General features: G+C 69.5%; 16 protein-coding genes. 6 read left to right on the top strand and 10 right to left on the bottom strand.

The window, feature by feature from the left end:
• Positions 1-167 precede the first annotated feature (167 nt).
• Together VHR41_13185 and VHR41_13180 are read left to right on the top strand one after the other, a co-directional pair.
• On the top strand, positions 168-815 hold the full coding sequence (locus VHR41_13185) for a YtxH domain-containing protein (GenBank protein ID HEX3235149.1): 648 nt from the start codon (positions 168-170) through the stop codon (positions 813-815).
• Positions 716-2,884, top strand: a complete 2,169-nt coding sequence (locus VHR41_13180) for a PBP1A family penicillin-binding protein (protein ID HEX3235148.1) — start codon at positions 716-718, stop codon at positions 2,882-2,884. The genes VHR41_13185 and VHR41_13180 overlap by 100 nt, the downstream gene beginning before the upstream one ends.
• Here the strand turns inward: VHR41_13180 and VHR41_13175 are convergent.
• The gene (locus VHR41_13175; protein ID HEX3235147.1) at positions 2,881-3,573 is read right to left on the bottom strand and encodes a transglycosylase SLT domain-containing protein; all 693 of its coding nucleotides are present in this window, start codon (positions 3,571-3,573) and stop codon (positions 2,881-2,883) included. The genes VHR41_13180 and VHR41_13175 overlap by 4 nt on opposite strands.
• Positions 3,574-3,867: 294 nt before the next feature.
• The gene (locus VHR41_13170) at positions 3,868-4,755 is read right to left on the bottom strand and encodes a deoxyribonuclease IV (GenBank protein HEX3235146.1); all 888 of its coding nucleotides are present in this window, start codon (positions 4,753-4,755) and stop codon (positions 3,868-3,870) included.
• Positions 4,756-4,868: 113 nt separating this feature from the next.
• Between VHR41_13170 and VHR41_13165 the strand changes: the two genes are divergently transcribed.
• Positions 4,869-5,477, top strand: coding sequence for a hypothetical protein (locus VHR41_13165; GenBank protein HEX3235145.1), 609 nt, complete (start codon positions 4,869-4,871; stop codon positions 5,475-5,477).
• Here the strand turns inward: VHR41_13165 and VHR41_13160 are convergent.
• A complete protein-coding gene (locus tag VHR41_13160; GenBank protein HEX3235144.1) occupies positions 5,464-6,129 on the bottom strand; it encodes a methyltransferase domain-containing protein in 666 nt (221 codons plus the stop codon). The genes VHR41_13165 and VHR41_13160 overlap by 14 nt on opposite strands.
• 129 nt (positions 6,130-6,258) lie before the next feature.
• Here VHR41_13160 and VHR41_13155 point away from each other — a divergent pair, with 129 nt between their 5' ends.
• Positions 6,259-6,933 (top strand): DUF72 domain-containing protein, encoded by a 675-nt coding sequence (locus tag VHR41_13155; protein HEX3235143.1) that lies wholly within the window; start codon positions 6,259-6,261, stop codon positions 6,931-6,933.
• 70 nt (positions 6,934-7,003) lie between these two features.
• Here VHR41_13155 and VHR41_13150 read toward each other — a convergent pair whose 3' ends face one another.
• The 5 genes from VHR41_13150 to efp form a co-directional block, all read right to left on the bottom strand.
• Entirely contained in the window at positions 7,004-7,888 is an 885-nt protein-coding gene (locus tag VHR41_13150) for a hypothetical protein (protein ID HEX3235142.1), read from the bottom strand.
• 79 nt (positions 7,889-7,967) lie between these two features.
• On the bottom strand, positions 7,968-8,537 hold the full coding sequence (locus VHR41_13145; GenBank protein HEX3235141.1) for a nitroreductase: 570 nt from the start codon (positions 8,535-8,537) through the stop codon (positions 7,968-7,970).
• Positions 8,538-8,546: 9 nt separating this feature from the next.
• On the bottom strand, positions 8,547-9,347 hold the full coding sequence (locus VHR41_13140; GenBank protein ID HEX3235140.1) for a VOC family protein: 801 nt from the start codon (positions 9,345-9,347) through the stop codon (positions 8,547-8,549).
• 68 nt (positions 9,348-9,415) lie between these two features.
• Positions 9,416-9,979, bottom strand: coding sequence for a CPBP family intramembrane glutamic endopeptidase (locus VHR41_13135; protein ID HEX3235139.1), 564 nt, complete (start codon positions 9,977-9,979; stop codon positions 9,416-9,418).
• Between the two features lie 32 nt (positions 9,980-10,011).
• On the bottom strand, positions 10,012-10,569 hold the full coding sequence (gene efp / locus VHR41_13130; GenBank protein ID HEX3235138.1) for an elongation factor P: 558 nt from the start codon (positions 10,567-10,569) through the stop codon (positions 10,012-10,014).
• Positions 10,570-10,884: 315 nt separating this feature from the next.
• Here efp and VHR41_13125 point away from each other — a divergent pair, with 315 nt between their 5' ends.
• Together VHR41_13125 and VHR41_13120 are read left to right on the top strand one after the other, a co-directional pair.
• The gene (locus tag VHR41_13125) at positions 10,885-11,697 is read left to right on the top strand and encodes an endonuclease/exonuclease/phosphatase family protein (GenBank protein HEX3235137.1); all 813 of its coding nucleotides are present in this window, start codon (positions 10,885-10,887) and stop codon (positions 11,695-11,697) included.
• Positions 11,694-12,989, top strand: a complete 1,296-nt coding sequence (locus tag VHR41_13120; GenBank protein HEX3235136.1) for a phospholipase D-like domain-containing protein — start codon at positions 11,694-11,696, stop codon at positions 12,987-12,989. The genes VHR41_13125 and VHR41_13120 overlap by 4 nt, the downstream gene beginning before the upstream one ends.
• On the opposite strand, the gene VHR41_13115 is transcribed toward VHR41_13120, so the two are convergent.
• Positions 12,986-13,261 carry a MoaD/ThiS family protein gene (locus tag VHR41_13115; GenBank protein ID HEX3235135.1) on the bottom strand — a complete coding sequence of 92 codons (276 nt, stop codon included), beginning with the start codon at positions 13,259-13,261 and terminating at the stop codon, positions 12,986-12,988. The two genes, VHR41_13120 and VHR41_13115, sit on opposite strands and share 4 nt — an antisense overlap.
• Positions 13,245-14,534, bottom strand: a complete 1,290-nt coding sequence (gene thrC, locus VHR41_13110; GenBank protein HEX3235134.1) for a threonine synthase — start codon at positions 14,532-14,534, stop codon at positions 13,245-13,247. Before thrC ends, VHR41_13115 begins: the two co-directional genes overlap by 17 nt.
• Between the last annotated feature and the right edge of the window lie 6 nt (positions 14,535-14,540).

Raw genomic sequence — 14,540 nt, 5'->3', positions numbered from 1 at the left:
AGCTCGCCCTGCCTGCCCAGACGCGTTTTTCCGCAGCGGTGGTGGAATGCAAGATATTTCCTTCACCCCTCCGATTGATTAGAGTGCGAAACGTTCCCGTTCCGGGCCTGCCCCGGACGCAGCCTACGGAAAGCACTGCGGGGCTGTCGGCCCGCGTTGGAGGATGCATGACGAGAGAGCAGCGCATCAGCGAGGAGTCGCAGGAGACCGGGGGCGGCGGCCGGAGAGGACGCCGGACCGGAGCGGCGGGGGCGCTGGTGCTCGCCGCGGCGATTGGCGTCGGCGTGGGGCTCCTCGCCGCACCCCAGGCGGGCACCAAGACGCGGAAGGTTCTCCGGAAGCGGCTCTCCGAGCTGGGGGACGATCTCGAGGAAGGCTACGAAGAGGTCCAGGAGCTGAGCGGCCGCGCGCGGCGGCGCCTCCAGAAAGGCGCGGGCCGTCTCAAGAAGGGCGCGGACCGGCTGCGCGAGCGTGCCGAGCGGCTCCGCGCGCGCGCTGCGGAGGCTGCCGAGGCGTCGGAAGACGAGGAGGACCTGGACGAGTTCGAGGAGGAGGACGAGCTCGAGGAAGACGAAGGCTCCGGCCGCCTCGGCATCGTCCTGGCGCTCGCGGCGGGTCTCGCGACCACCTTCCTGATCACCAGCGATCGCGCGGCCCCGGCCCGCGAGCGGATTCGCGAAGCCGCGGATACCGTCCGCGAGCGCGCCGGTGAGCAGTGGGATCGCTACCAGCAGCGGAGCAGCACCACCAACGGCGCGCCGTCGGCCAGCGATGCGGCGGCCAACTCGATGGGCGGGGCGCCGCAGGCAAGCTGAAGCTTCCCCCGCTCACCGGACGACGCCTCGCGCTCGCGGCGCTCGTCCTGCTGCTCACGCTGGCGCTCGCCACCGGCGGGTGGATCGCCACCTGCGGCTTCGCCGGTTGTCCCAGCACCGCCCAGATCCAGGCTTTCCGTCCCAGTGAAGGCGGACGGATCCTGGACCGGGCGGGCGCGCCCATCGGCCGGCTGGCCTACGTTCGCCGAATCAACGTGCCGCTCGCGCGGGTGCCCCGCCGGGTGCGCGCGGCGTTCATCGCCGTGGAGGACCGGCGGTTCTACTATCACCACGGGGTCGACTGGCGCAGCGCCGCCCGCGCCGGCTTCCGCAATCTCTCCCATCTGGAAGTGCGCGAAGGCTTCAGCACGATCACCATGCAGGTGGTCCGAAACGCGTTCGTGCCCGAGCTATCGCAGCAACGCTCCCTTCGCCGGAAGCTGATCGAGATCCAGCTCGCCCGGCGGCTGGAGCACTCTCTCACCAAGCAACAGATCCTCCAGCTCTACCTCAACGTCATTTATCTCGGAAACGGCACCTTCGGTGTGGAGGCCGCGAGCCGCGATCTGTTCGGCAAGAGCGTCGACCGGCTCTCGGTGGCGGAGGCCGCGACCCTGGCCGCCCTCGCGCGGGGTCCATCGTTCTATGCCCCGCGGCGTCATCCCGACCGGGCCCGCGGCCGGCGAGACCTGGTGCTCACTCTCATGGCCCGCGAAGGCTACCTCCCGCCCGCGCTCGCCGAGCGCGCCCGGCGCGAGCCACTTCGGCTGGCACCCACCGAATGGCACCCTCGGGAGGAGCGCTCCTACGGGTTGGACCCGATTCGAGCCGTGGTGGACTCGGTCTTAGGAGATGATCCCGGCGGCCTGGGCGACCTGGTGGTCTACACCACTCTCGACTCCACCGCGCAACGGGCGGCAGAAGCGGTGGTGCGCAGGCAGGCCGTGGCCATCGAGCGCGCCGCCGGGCCCCGCTACCGGGGCGGCGGTGAGCCGCTCGAAGGCGCCCTGGTGGCCCTCGATCCCAGGAATGGAGAGATCCGTGCGCTGGTCGGCGGGCGGCAGGCGGTGAGCCGGGGATTCAATCGGGCGCTGGTGGCCAAGCGGCAGCCCGGCTCTGCATTCAAGCCCTTCGTATACGCGGCGGCGCTCACCGACGGGTTCACCCCCGCGAGCGTGGTCGACGACTCGCCGGTGGAGCTCGAGGAGCACGGACGAATCTGGCGGCCGGTCAACTTCGGCGGCGAGTACGGTGGACCACTCACCCTCCGCCGCGCGCTCATGCGGTCGGCCAACGCGGCCACCGTGCGACTGGGCCGCTCGGTGGGCGAGCGGCGGGTAGCCGCGTTTGCCCACCACTCCGGAATCCGGAGCCCGCTCGCCGCCGTGCCGGCACTCACGCTCGGCGCCTCGGAGGTGACGCCACTCGAGCTGGTGGCCGCTTACGCGCCGTTCGCCAACGGAGGATTCCGGGTCACGCCTTCGCTGGTCCGCCGGATCGAGGCCGGAGACGGAACCGTGCTCTGGCGTGCGCCGGCTGCCAAGGCGCAGCGGGTGCTGGGTCCTGCCGAAGCGTTTCAGATCACCTCGATGCTGGAATCGGTCGTGGACGGCGGGACCGGTCGCGTCGTCCGGCAGCTCGGCGTGCGCGGTGCCGTTGCGGGGAAGACCGGCACGACCAACAACGGCGCGGACGTCTGGTTCGTGGGCTACACGCCGACGCTGGTTGCGGGAGTGTGGTTCGGCTACGACGCGCCCCGCCCGATCGCGGCGGATGCTTCGGGTGGACGACTGGCCGCGCCGGCCTGGGCAGCATTCTACCTGGAGGGCTGGCGGGAACCCCCGCGCGCCGGGGACTGGAGCCCGCCGGCCGGGATGGTCCGCCGCACCATCGACGCCTTCAACGGCGATCTCGCCAATCAATGGTGTCCGGTGACCCAGCGCGAGTGGTTCAAGGTGGGCACCGAGCCCACCCGCGAGTGCCAGGAGCACCACGCGCCGCTCATCGAGCAGATCGAAGATCTGGGACGAAAGCTCGGAAAGGCTCTGCGGAAGCTGCTGCGGTTCTAGTCGACCTGCGACGCGACCGGAATCGCGGGCGGCTCGGAGTGCCGGCTGCTGTCTGAGGCAAACCGGAAGGTGGGGTAGAGCAGCAGCTGCCGGCGCACCTGCCCCGCCGCCCGCATCACCTTGCTGGGATATCGGTGGCAGTTGGGCGTGTTGGCGCTCACCACGCACCCGTTGTATCGCAGCAGGGCGCGATGCACGTCCCCGGTGCGGGCGAGCAGCTGTCCGAAGACATGAGCGCCATGACAGATGTTGGCCTCCACCTGCAGCAGGTCGCTCGAGGCGCAGTCGAAGGTCCCCGCGTGGAAGTGCATCACCTGCATCAGTCCGATGGCGCCCTGACTGCTCACCGAGCCGGATTCGAGCCGCGGGTTCTCGGTCAGCAGTACCCCGGTCAGGAGGCTCGGCGCGACGTGCAGCCGGCCCGCCTCCTTCACGATGGCCCGGGCGATCCGCACGGCCATGCCGGGCGCCCGGGTGTGCTGGCCCAGCAGCCGGGCCAGGGGACGATACTCATAGCGCGAAACCACCTCCCGCTCGAGGGCGCTGCTGTCCACCGGCGCCGGCGCAACGGGCTCCGGCGCGCTCACGAAGAGCGCCGGAGCCAGCAGCGGGCGTGCCGGTGCCGCCGCCACGGGCATGGCAGGTGTCAACTGCACCGCGGCGACGAAACCGCACACGGCGAGCGCCACCAGAAATGGCCGTCTCGGTGCTGGCTGGATGAGTCGTCTCCTGCGGGGGAATGGGCCGGGACATCGGGCGGGCCGACGTACGCAAGAAGCAGGCACCAAACCGGGAGGCGCTCGTCAAAAATTTTGGCGGTAGAAGTCCAAGTCGAGTGAGGGCATGGCCGATCGGCCTGGCCTCTCAACCAGAGTCGAGCCAGAATTCGCGGCAATATCCTCGGCGGAGCGGTGAGGCTGGCGACAACAGTGTCCCGGGCCACCGGCGATTTCCCGCCGGCCCCGGAACTTTGCAACCGGACGTCAGACGAGCGAGCGCAGGAGTTCCATCATCCTGACGTCGAAGGGATCGGGCGTTGGATCGTCCGGGGCGATGTCGGGATTCTGCTGCGGGGTCTCCAGCACCAGCGGCACCCCAGCGCTCCTCCGGTCCCCCAGCAGCCAGCGGAACGGCTCCCGGCCGATCTTGCCTTCCCCGATGAGCATGTGCCGGTCCTTATTGGATCCCAGACCGCCCTCGCTGTCGTTGAGATGGAAGAACGCCGGGGGCGCCCCTGCCGCTGCCTCGAACTGGTCGAGCACCTGGGTGAGCGCCGCCGCCGAGGAAGAGATATCGTGGCCGGCGGAGAAGAGGTGGCAGGTGTCGAGCCCGTATCCGGTGCGTGCCCGGAGCGCCCGCGGCACCGCTGCGAGGATGGCACCCACCTCCTCCGCCGTCCGGCCCAGCGTGGTCCCGGCGCCCGCGGTGTTCTCCACCAGGAGCCGCGTGGTGCCGGGGACCGCCTCCAGCGCCTCGGTGATCGCGCGGGCGACCCGACTGGCGCCCGCCTCACGATCGCCGTCGGTAGCGGCGCCCGGATGGAAGCAGACGGCGCCGATTCCCAAGGCGGTCGATCGCTCCAGCTCCTTTCGGAGGCCCGCGGCCGCCCGTCCCCACTTCTCCTCGTCAGCCGTGGCCGTGTTGAGCACGTAGGCGGCGTGGGCCAGCACCTGGGCCGGGGCCACCCCGGCCTGGTCGAGCGCGGCACGAAAGCGGGTGACCCGTTCCGGCCGGATCGAGGTCTTGTCGCCGTAGTATTTGGGGATCGCGGTGAAGAGCTGCAGCGCGCTCATGCCGGCGTTCCCCGCCCGGAGCGCCGCCAGGTGAATGCCGCCGTTGTCGATGGTGTGGGCGCCGAGGTAGGGGATCACGTGATGCTCCTTACAGACAGCGATCTACCACCGCGCCATTCTCCCGGTCTGGGCCTGCCCTCGTGGAGCGCAAGCGCGCGAGGCCCACATTCCCCTAGCCACCGGAGGTCATCGTGCCACGCGAGAGGAACGAAGCGATCAACAGCTATGTCACCGATATGTTGTCGCTGGAGGACCATATCGAGAAGGCCATTCAGGCGCAGATCAAGGATTTGGAGGATTATCCCGACGTCATCACCGAATTGAAGCAGCTCCACCGCACCATCGAGCACCACATCAGCGATCTCCGCATGCTGAGCGAGCGGCGCAAAGCCGCCGGCATTACCGAGGCCGTGAAGCGGGCCGGGTCCGCCGTGGCCGGCGTGGCGGCCGGCGTCATCGACCTGTTCCGCACCGAAGGATTGCCCAAGAATCTGCGCGACGACTACACCGCATTGAGCCTGGCGACCATCGGTTATGTCATGCTGTATACCACCGCGCTCTCCCTGAGCGACCGGGAAGTCGCCGATCTGGCCCAACAGCACTTCCGGGAGTATGCCGAGGTGATGGTCCGCTTCAACAGCTTCATTCCACCGGCGGTCATCCGCTACCTCGGTCAGGAGGGACTCCTGGCGCGGGAGGACGTGCTCCCCGAGATCTACGGCGCCATCCAGGACGGCTGGCGTACCGCGGAGTCCACGGTCGCCTCTCAGCCCGAGGCCGCCACGGTCAGGAATCGCTGAGCCTCGCGGCCTGCGGGGAGGGACCCGCGATCGGCGGCCGGGGCGCCGGACGGGAGCTGGTTCTCCGCTCGGCGTCCCGGCGGCAGTAGAACAGCCGGGCTGGCATGACGTTGCGCAGCTCGAACTCCTCCCGCACGATGCCGAACAGCCCCCGGAGCGAGGGCAGCACGGCCCGGGTGAACTGGAAGACCAGGAAGGTGCCGTGGGGGTGCAGCAGGGCGTGAGTCTTCCGGAGGATCTGATCGCGGGTGCCCTCCGGCATCGTGGTGTAGGGGATGCCGGAGATCACGTAATCGGCCTGCTCCAGGCCGGCGCCGGCCAGCACGTCGTCCGCGTTGGCCGCCGATCCGTGCACCAGCCTCAACCTGGGGTCCTGGATCCGCCGGCGGAGGAAGCGGACGAAGTCGGCGTTGGTCTCGATTGCCACCAGGATGGCGTCGGGAGCCATCCGCCGGAGGATCTCGGTCGTCACCGTCCCCACCCCCGGTCCATATTCCACGATCACCCTGGCCCGGGTCCAGTCGACCGGCGCGAGCAGCCGTTTGACCAGAAACCGTGAGCTCGGAATCACCGACCCCAGCATCCGGGGGTGCTTGAGAAAGTTGCGGCCGAAGAGCAGGAGCCGCTCCGAATGGCCTAGCGGGATCCGCATCCGAATTCCTCCCTCAGGGGGTTCATCTCCGGCGACCCACGGATGATGCCTCTATCCGCGACTAATTCAAGCCCATGCCAGCTCTGGATCGGGACCTCGGGATACGTCTATCCCCACTGGCGCAAGGGCGTGTTTTACCCCCAGGGGCTCCCCCAGAAGGACGAGCTGGCCTATTTCGCGACCCGCTTCCGTACCGTCGAGCTCAACAACTCGTTCTACCGGCTCCCGCCGCCCGACGCGTTCCTCCGCTGGCGGGAGGCGACCCCGCCGGACTTTCAGTTTGCCGTCAAGGCGAGCCGGCTCATTACCCACCTGCTGCGCCTGCGAGACTCCATGGCCCCTGTCGCCCTGCTCCTGGACCACGCGGGTGCGCTGGGACCGAAGCTCGGGCCGGTACTCTTCCAGCTACCGCCGACCTTCCAGGCGGACCTCCCCAGATTGGACCGGTTCCTGTCGCTGCTGCCGGCCGGCCCGCGCTGGGTAATCGAGTTTCGCCATCCGAGCTGGCAGACCGCTGCGACGTATGACCGGCTGGGCCGGGGCGGCGTCGCGCTCTGCGTTCCGGTAGGCGGCAGAATCCAGCCCGATCTGGTGACCACCGCGCCGTTCGTCTACCTCCGAATGCACGCCGGCCGGGGAGCGGAAGGCGGGTTCAGCCCTGGCGAGCTGCGGGGCTGGGCCGCCCGGATTCTCGCGCTCGACCGCGCCGGCAAGGAGGTGTACGTCTACTTCAACAACGACCGGGAGGGCCATGCCGCCCGCGATGGACAGCGGCTCCTCGGCCTGCTCGGCATCGAGCGCTGAGCCGGACACACCGACGCCCACCGGGCCGCGGCCCGGTGGGCGTCGATGTACACTCAGGAACGCTCCGGTCTCAGCGCGCGCCTGCCGCGGCGGTCTGCGCCTGATAGAGGTCGATGCGACGCTTGGCGATGTCCTCGTCCCTGGCGGCCAGATCCTTGGCGGCCTGGGCGCGCGATTGCTGGGCCTCCAGGGTCCTCCGCTCCAGCTCTCGGATCACTCCATCCTGACGCAGGGTGGCTGCGGGGTCGCTGCCCGCGACCTTCGCCCGCTCGGCGCGATGATTGGCCAGCTGCAGCTCCAGCTCGAGACCACTCTGTGACACCTGCGCCAGCTTCTTCGCGGCCTTGGCCGCATCCATCTCGGAGTTGTGGAGCGCCGCGCGGCGGTTGAGGAAGTCGCGATGCCCTTCCAGCACCTTCTTCTCGGCCTGCAACGAGACCTTCTCCGCGTCCTGCTTGCCCTTGTCGGCCGCCTTGATCCGCGAGTCGATGGTGGAGATCTCCTGCTTCTTCACCGCGATGTCGCCCTGGGTGCTCGCCTTGTGGCCGGTGGCCTGGAGCAGATCCGCGTCGGCGTCGCGCTCGGCCCCTCTGGCGTCATCCAGCAGGGCCTGGATGCGCTCGGGAGTCCGGGCGGGCAGAACGTCGATGAACCCGAGCGCGGAAGCAACCGTCGGCGCGGCGGGGGCGGGCGCGGCTGCGGCAGCGGCCGGGGCGACAGCGGCCGGGGCGGCAGCCGCAGGGGCGGCAGGAGCGGGTGTGGGGTTGGCAGCCGCGGGAGCCACGACCGCGGCGGCCGGCGCTGGAGCAGCGGCCGCAGGGGCATACCCCTGGACGGCGCTGTCGGCCGCCTGAGGGGCCACCGGCGCCGGAGCGGGTTGCTGCGCCTCGAGCGGCGAGCAAACGGCCGCCAGCGCGGCGGCAACCATCACTGGGAGGTAACGTCGGGAGTACACGGAGGGCTCCGTTTCCAAGGGTTCCGGGAGGCACGAACTTACCTCCAAAAACCTCGGACGGTAATACCGGGCGGGATCGCTAGGCCTCCACCCAGCGGGTGAGCTCGGCCGCGGGCCGGCGGCGGCCCGGTACCGGGGCTTCGGCGGGGTATCCAAGCGACACGATACCCACCACCCGGAACCCTTGGGGCAGGCCCACCAGCTCCGTGAGCTCGGGAAGCCGCATGACCCCGCCGGTCCGGAGGTAGGTGCCGAGGCCAAGCGATTCCGCCGCGATCATCATGTTCTCGGTGGCCATCATGGCGGAGGCGTAGTCTTCCTCGCGGGTGAGCTCGTCGTCGCTCACCGCGCACATCACCGCCACGAACGCCGGCGTCTCCAGTGCCTCCCGCCGGACCTTGTCGGCTCCGGCTTTCGCCTCGGGCGATTCGGGATCGGTGTATCGCTTGCTCCGATGCCGGGCCCGGATCTCTGCAAAGCGCGCCCGGGCGGCCCCGGTGAGCACGGCGAACCGCCAGGGCTGGGTCAGCTTGTGATTGGGGGCCCGTACAGCGCACTCGAGCAGGCGCTCGATGGCTTCACGGGGCACCGGCTCGGGTCGGAAGCGGCGAACCGAGGTCCGCCGCTGAATGGCATCGATGGCATCCATTCGCCCAATCTACCCCTGATGCACCGCGCGGGCCGGGAGCAACTCGATGATCGCGAAGACGGCCTCCTGAGGGTCCTCCAACACGGCGCACCGGCCGAGCTCCGGTACCTCGGCCGGAGACACCACGATCCGACCGCCGATCGAGGCAGCCTTCGCCGCCGCCGCCTCGCAATTCTCCACCGCGAAGTACAGCAGCCAGTGGGGCAAGCTCGGGCCATCCACGGCGCCGGCCCTCCGCATCCCGCCCGCAAACGACCCACCCCGGCGGCACCGGGTGTAGCGGATGCTTCCCATGGGGTGGGAAACGCACTCCCATTCCAGCAGCCCGGTGTAGAACGCCACTGCGCTCTCCGGATCGGTCGTGACCAGCTCGTTCCAGCACGGCGTGCCCGGCTCCCCGACCACGCCTGCCCCGATGTGCCGCTTTGGTTCCCATAATGCGACGACCGCGCCGATGGGGTCCCTGATCACGGCCATCCGCCCCACGTCCAGCACGTCGAAGGCCTCGTCCAGCACGTGGCCTCCCAGCTCGCGGGCCCGTTGCACGGTGGTTGCGGCGCCCTCGACGGAGATGTAGGAAAGCCAGTGCGGCGGAGCTGCCGGCTCCGACTGGGCGTCCTGCCGGTAGAGGGCGGCCACCGGCCGTCCTCCGATCGAGAACATGGTGTAGAAAACGTCCGGGCCGAGCGGCCGGTCCACGGAATCCCAGCCGAAGAGCTGCGTGTAGAACCGGGTCGCGGCCTGGGCGTCGGGCGTGCCCAGGTCGGCCCAGCAGAACGTGCCTGGGGCGTACATTTCCATCAGCGTCATGCCCGTCCTCCAGTGCTGATCTTTTCGGCGGGATGGTGCAGCGAGGGGGGGCCGCGGCCGGCCCCCAGCTAAAGGACGGACTCGACCGGGGCCGGTTTCACACGGGCCAGGAGCGCCAGTGCGATCAGATCGTAGAGTCCATGGGCCAGCATGGGCACCAGCAGGTTGCCGGAGAGCAGAAAGATCACACCGAGATAGAGTCCGACGAGGGCGGCGGCGAGGGCGTACTCGCGGGTGAGGAAGTGGACCAGACCGAAGAGGATGCCCGTGGCGGTCAGCGCGGTCCAGTCCGGCAGGTGGTCGGCCAGGGTCGGCTGCAGCACCCCGCGAAAGAGCGCCTCCTCCCCCGCTCCGGCCAGCGCAGCTATCATCGCCAGCTCGAGGAGCGAGCAGCCGGCGAATAGCGGCCGGACCCGCTCGTCCACCAACCGGACCAGGCGAGCGACGGGCGAGAGCCGGGTGTGAAGACACCACGCCAGTGCGGCGCAAAGGGGAGCGGTCGCGGCGATACCCCAGCCGATGCCGCTCCAGTCGACCCGGAGCTGCGCCAGGGGAGGGTGCCCTGTCAGGCGACCCACCCCAAGCGCCAGCAGCAGGATTCCTCCTTCGACCATCGCCGCCGCCCGGATCACCGTCGGATGCGGCGGTCGCTCCGCCGGCGTGGTTACTTGGCCCGCTCCAGGTAGACGCCCTCCCGCGGATTCACCCGGACCCGCTCGCCCTCCCCGATGAACTCGGGCACCTGAATCGTCATCCCGTTGCTCAGCTTGGCTGGCTTGGTGCTGGCTGTCTTGGTGGCGGTCTTCATGGTGGGTGCCGTTTCCACCACCTCCAGCTCGGCCACCGATGGAAGCTGGATCGAGATGGGACGGCCATTCAGCCAGTCGGCCTGAAAAGTCATGCCCGAGTCGAGCCACTGCCCCTGGTCTCCGATGACCTCGTCGTCCAGGGTGTACTGCTCATAGCTCTCGGCATCCATGACGTGGACCCCGTTGGCATCGCGGTACATCACCTGGAGATCCTTGGTGTCGAGCCGGGCATCCTCCACGAACTCGGTGGCGCTGAGCCGGGTATCGAAGGTGTTCCCCGAAGTCAGGTTCCGGAGCCGCAGCTGGACGAATGCGCGCAGGTTGCCCGGCGTCCGGTGCTGAAAGTCCATCACCCGGCAGGGCTGCCCTTCGAGAATGAGGACGTGACCGCGGCGGATATCGCTTGCCTTCATCGGTAGGACGCTCCCTGTTGCTGCATGGCTGTCAGCCGGACGGAAGGTGGAAAATACACCCGGGTCGCCCAGGCGGCAGGAGGGAGGTGGTGAGCACAGTCACATCCCGGCTCTCGCCTCCCGGTGTAGCTTCGCCGCTGAGATCAGCGGGGGGATCTGGCGTGACGGACGAGCTCCGGGGTGTCGAGCTCCGGGTGATGAACGGCTAGGCGGACCGGGGCCGACCGGCTCGCTCCCTGGCGCGCCAACGTCGGGGAGCCGCTGGCGCTCGACCTCGCGCCACCGAGCGAGACGCACTCAGCCACGTCTACCCTCGTGGTGCTCAGCTGGAACGTCTGGATCGGGCGCGGTCGGCTGAGCGACCTGGTCAGCCGCATCCGCCCGGGACCCGAGGCGGCCCTCGTCGTTCTGCTCCAGGAGGCGTACCGCGCCGATCACTCCGTGCCCGCCCGTTCCAGTGGCCGCGCCGGGCGCGACCACCTCACCCGCGCTCGCCCGCAGGAAGACGTTGCCGACGCCGCGCGGCGGCTCGGCCTCAACTTGCGCTACGTGCCGTCGATGCGGAACGGCGGCGAGCGGAGCGACCGAGGCAATGCGATCCTCTCCAATCTGCCGCTGGCATCGACCACCGCCGTGGAGCTGCCGCTGGTCCTCCAGCGGCGAGTGGCCTTGACGGCGTCGATTTCCCTGGCCGGCCGGCACATCCGCCTGGTCAGCGCGCACCTCGACCCGCGTGGACCACCGGGGCACAAGTGGCTGGGCGCCGCCGGCCGAGGCCGGCAGGCTCAGCATCTCCTCGAGCATGTGGAGGACGATCTCGTGGTGCTCGGTGCCGATCTGAACTTGGGGCGGGGACGCGCGGAGCGGAGCTGGCGGCTGCTCAAGGAGGCCGGATTCGCTTTCGGGGTTCCCCCCGCGCTGCCGGCCTGGCGGCACACCTTTCATGCGTTGCCTCGGCTGGTCCTCGACTACGTGCTGATCCGGGATCGCGCCGGGGCCGTGGCCCGCGCGGACGTCGAGCGGCTCGACGAGCATCCGCGCGACCGCGGGGCCACCGTGTTCGGGTCCGACCACCATCCGCTGCTTGCCCGGATCGCGCTGCGTGCCTCGGACCGGAGTCCGCCATGAGCGGGTGGCTCGGGCTCGATCTCCCCTGGTTCGCCTGGCTCCTGCTCGCCATCGGCGCCGTATCGCTGGTCTCGGTGATCGGCGCGCTCTTCCTGCCGGACTGGCCCGAGCCGGATTATCAAAAGGGGTTCGGGCTCGACACCGGCACCGATGACTTCATTCAGGCGGCCGCCGGGTTCCTCAATGTGCCCGTGCTGCGCGGCGGAGAGCCGACGTTGATGGAAAACGGCGATGCCTTCTACCCCGCCATGCTCGAGGCCATCCGCGGCGCCAGGGAGAGTGTCAATTTCGAGGTCTACATCTTCGTGCCGGATGAGGTCGGCCGAGAGTTCCTGGACGCGTTCAAGGAGCGGGCGCGGGCGGGCGTGGAGGTGCGGCTGCTGGTGGACGCCTTCGGCTCTCACCAGTTGAAGAAGCGCGAGCGCGAGGACCTGCAATCGGCCGGGGTCAGGATCGAGCGGTTCCGCCCGGTCGCGCTCCGCAACCTGGTGCGGGTCTACCGGCGCACCCACCGGCGGGCCATCGTGATCGACGGGCGAGTGGCGTTCATTGGCGGCGCGGCGGTGTCGAAGAAGTGGATCGGCAACGTCCGCAACACCCACGAGTGGCGCGACAGCATGACGCGGGTCACCGGCCCGATGGTCAGCGGAATCCAGTCGGCGTTCGCCACCAACTGGGTCTACTGCACCGGCGAGGTCATCGCCGGGCCGCGCTTCTATCCCCGGTTCGAGTCGGCCGAAGGGGCGTGTGGGCTGTCGGTGGTGAGCTCACCCTCCGACGCCCACCAGCCCATCCGGTTGCTCTTCTGGCTCAGCTTCATCAATGCTCGCCGCCGGCTGTGGATCGCCAACTCGTACTTCATTCCGGATCGGCGGCTCCGACAGGCGGTGATCGAGCGGGCACGGAGTGGGGTGGATGTGCGGGTGCTGGTGCCGGGCAACCACACCGACGCGGTGCCGGTGCAGCTCGCCGGTCGCAGCTATTACCAGGAGCTGCTCGAGGCCGGCGTGCGGATCTTCGAATTTCAGCCGTCCATGATGCACGCCAAGACCGTCGTGGTCGACGACGGCTGGTCGATCGTCGGTTCCGCCAACCTGGACGAGCGCAGCATGGAGCTGAACGAGGAGAACGTGCTCGGCATCGGCGACCGGGAGTTCGCCCGGGCCGTCTCCGACGGCGTCGAGGCGGACTACGGCCGCTCCCGCGAGATCCGGCTCGACCAGTGGCGCCGGCGATCGCTGCTGCAGCGCGGGCTGGAGATGATCGCCAAGGCGCTCATCGAGCAGTACTAGCCGCCCGCGATCGCCGCCACCACAGTGATCTCGTCCCCTTCGCGCACCGGGGTGGCGAAACCGTCGCGAAACCGGATATCCTCGTCGTTCAAATAGAAGGTGACGAACGGGTAGGGCCCGCCGGCCTCGTCCCGGAGCCGCGGCGCCAGCCGGGGAAACCGTCCCGCGATCTCCGACACCACATCGCCCAGCGTCGTGCCACTCGCCTGGATCGTCGCCTGCCCGTCGGTCAGCCGGGCCAGGACGGTGGGGAGACTAAAGGTCACGGCCATGGAGAGCCTCCAGCTCGCGAATCTTGGGATTGATGATCGGCGCCGCGGGCAGGGTGCCCTCCAGCGCATCGGCGGTCTTGAGTCCGTTGCCAGTGATGCAGAGCACGACCTCGTCGTCCGAGCGGAAGCGCCCTGCCTCGGCCAGCGCGAGCGCGCCGGCCACGGTCACCCCGCCGGCCGTCTCGGTGAACACGCCGGTCGACTCGGCCAGCAGCCGGATGCCGGTGAGCAGGTCTTCGTCGGAGACACCGGCCACCCATCCACCGGTGTCTCGGATCGCCCGGGCCGCGAAGCGCCCGTCCGCGGGGTTGCCGATGGCGAGCGAGCGCGCGATGGTGCGGGGAATCACCGGCTCGACCGCTTCCCCGCCCCGCTTGACCAGGTTGACGATCGGCGCGCAGCCCTGGGCCTGAGTGCCGTAGAGCCGCGGGGCCTGGCCGGACACCAGCCCCGCCTCGGCGAACTCGCGGAACCCCTTCTCCAGTTTGGTCAGCAGCGATCCGCCGGCCATCGGCGCCACTACCGCGCTCGGCAGCCGCCAGCCGAGCTGCTCGGCGATCTCGAACGCCATGGTCTTGGAGCCTTCGCCGTAGTATCCGCGGAGGTTGATGTTCACTAGGCCCCAGCCGAAACGGTCGGCCACCTGGGAGCACAGCCGGTTCACGTCATCGTAGTTGCCCCGGACCCGCACCAGGTGGGGATGGTAGACCAGGGTGCCCACTACCTTGGCCGGCTCCAGGTCGTGTGGAATGAAGATCCAGGCGGGGAGCCCGGCCCGCGCGGCCTGCGCGGCGACGGCATTGGCCAGGTTGCCGGTGGAAGCGCAGCCAACGGTGTCCAGACCCAGCGCGTGCGCCGCGTTGAGGGCGGTGGCCACCACCCGGTCCTTGAACGAGAGCGAGGGATGGGAAACCGCATCGTTCTTGACCCAGACCCGCGCGACTCGCAGCAACCGCGCAAGGGACGGACTCTCCAGCAGGGGCGTGAACCCGCTGTCGAGTGAATGGACCGGCGTGCCCTCGAAGGGAAGCCACTCGCGGTAGCGCCAGAGCGACGGAGACCTCGCTCCGATCTGCGCCGCGCTGGGCAGCGCCCGGCCGGCGGGATACACCGGCTCCAGCGGTCCGAGACATTCCTCGCAGGTGGCGGAGGCCGTGCCGGGATAGGTGGTGTGGCAGAGTTTGCAGACCAGGGGAAGGACCCGAAGGTCCCGACCGGAGCTGGCGGCGGGCTTGCCGAGAGCGATAGACGGCAGGTCGAGCGTGATTGTCATGAGGCT

The sequence above is a fragment of the Gemmatimonadales bacterium genome (assembly GCA_036265815.1).
Taxonomy (GTDB): Bacteria; Gemmatimonadota; Gemmatimonadetes; order Gemmatimonadales; family GWC2-71-9; genus CAVVWJ01.
The sequence above is the reverse complement of the archived record's forward strand: the minus strand, read 5'-3'. Positions and strand labels throughout refer to the sequence as shown.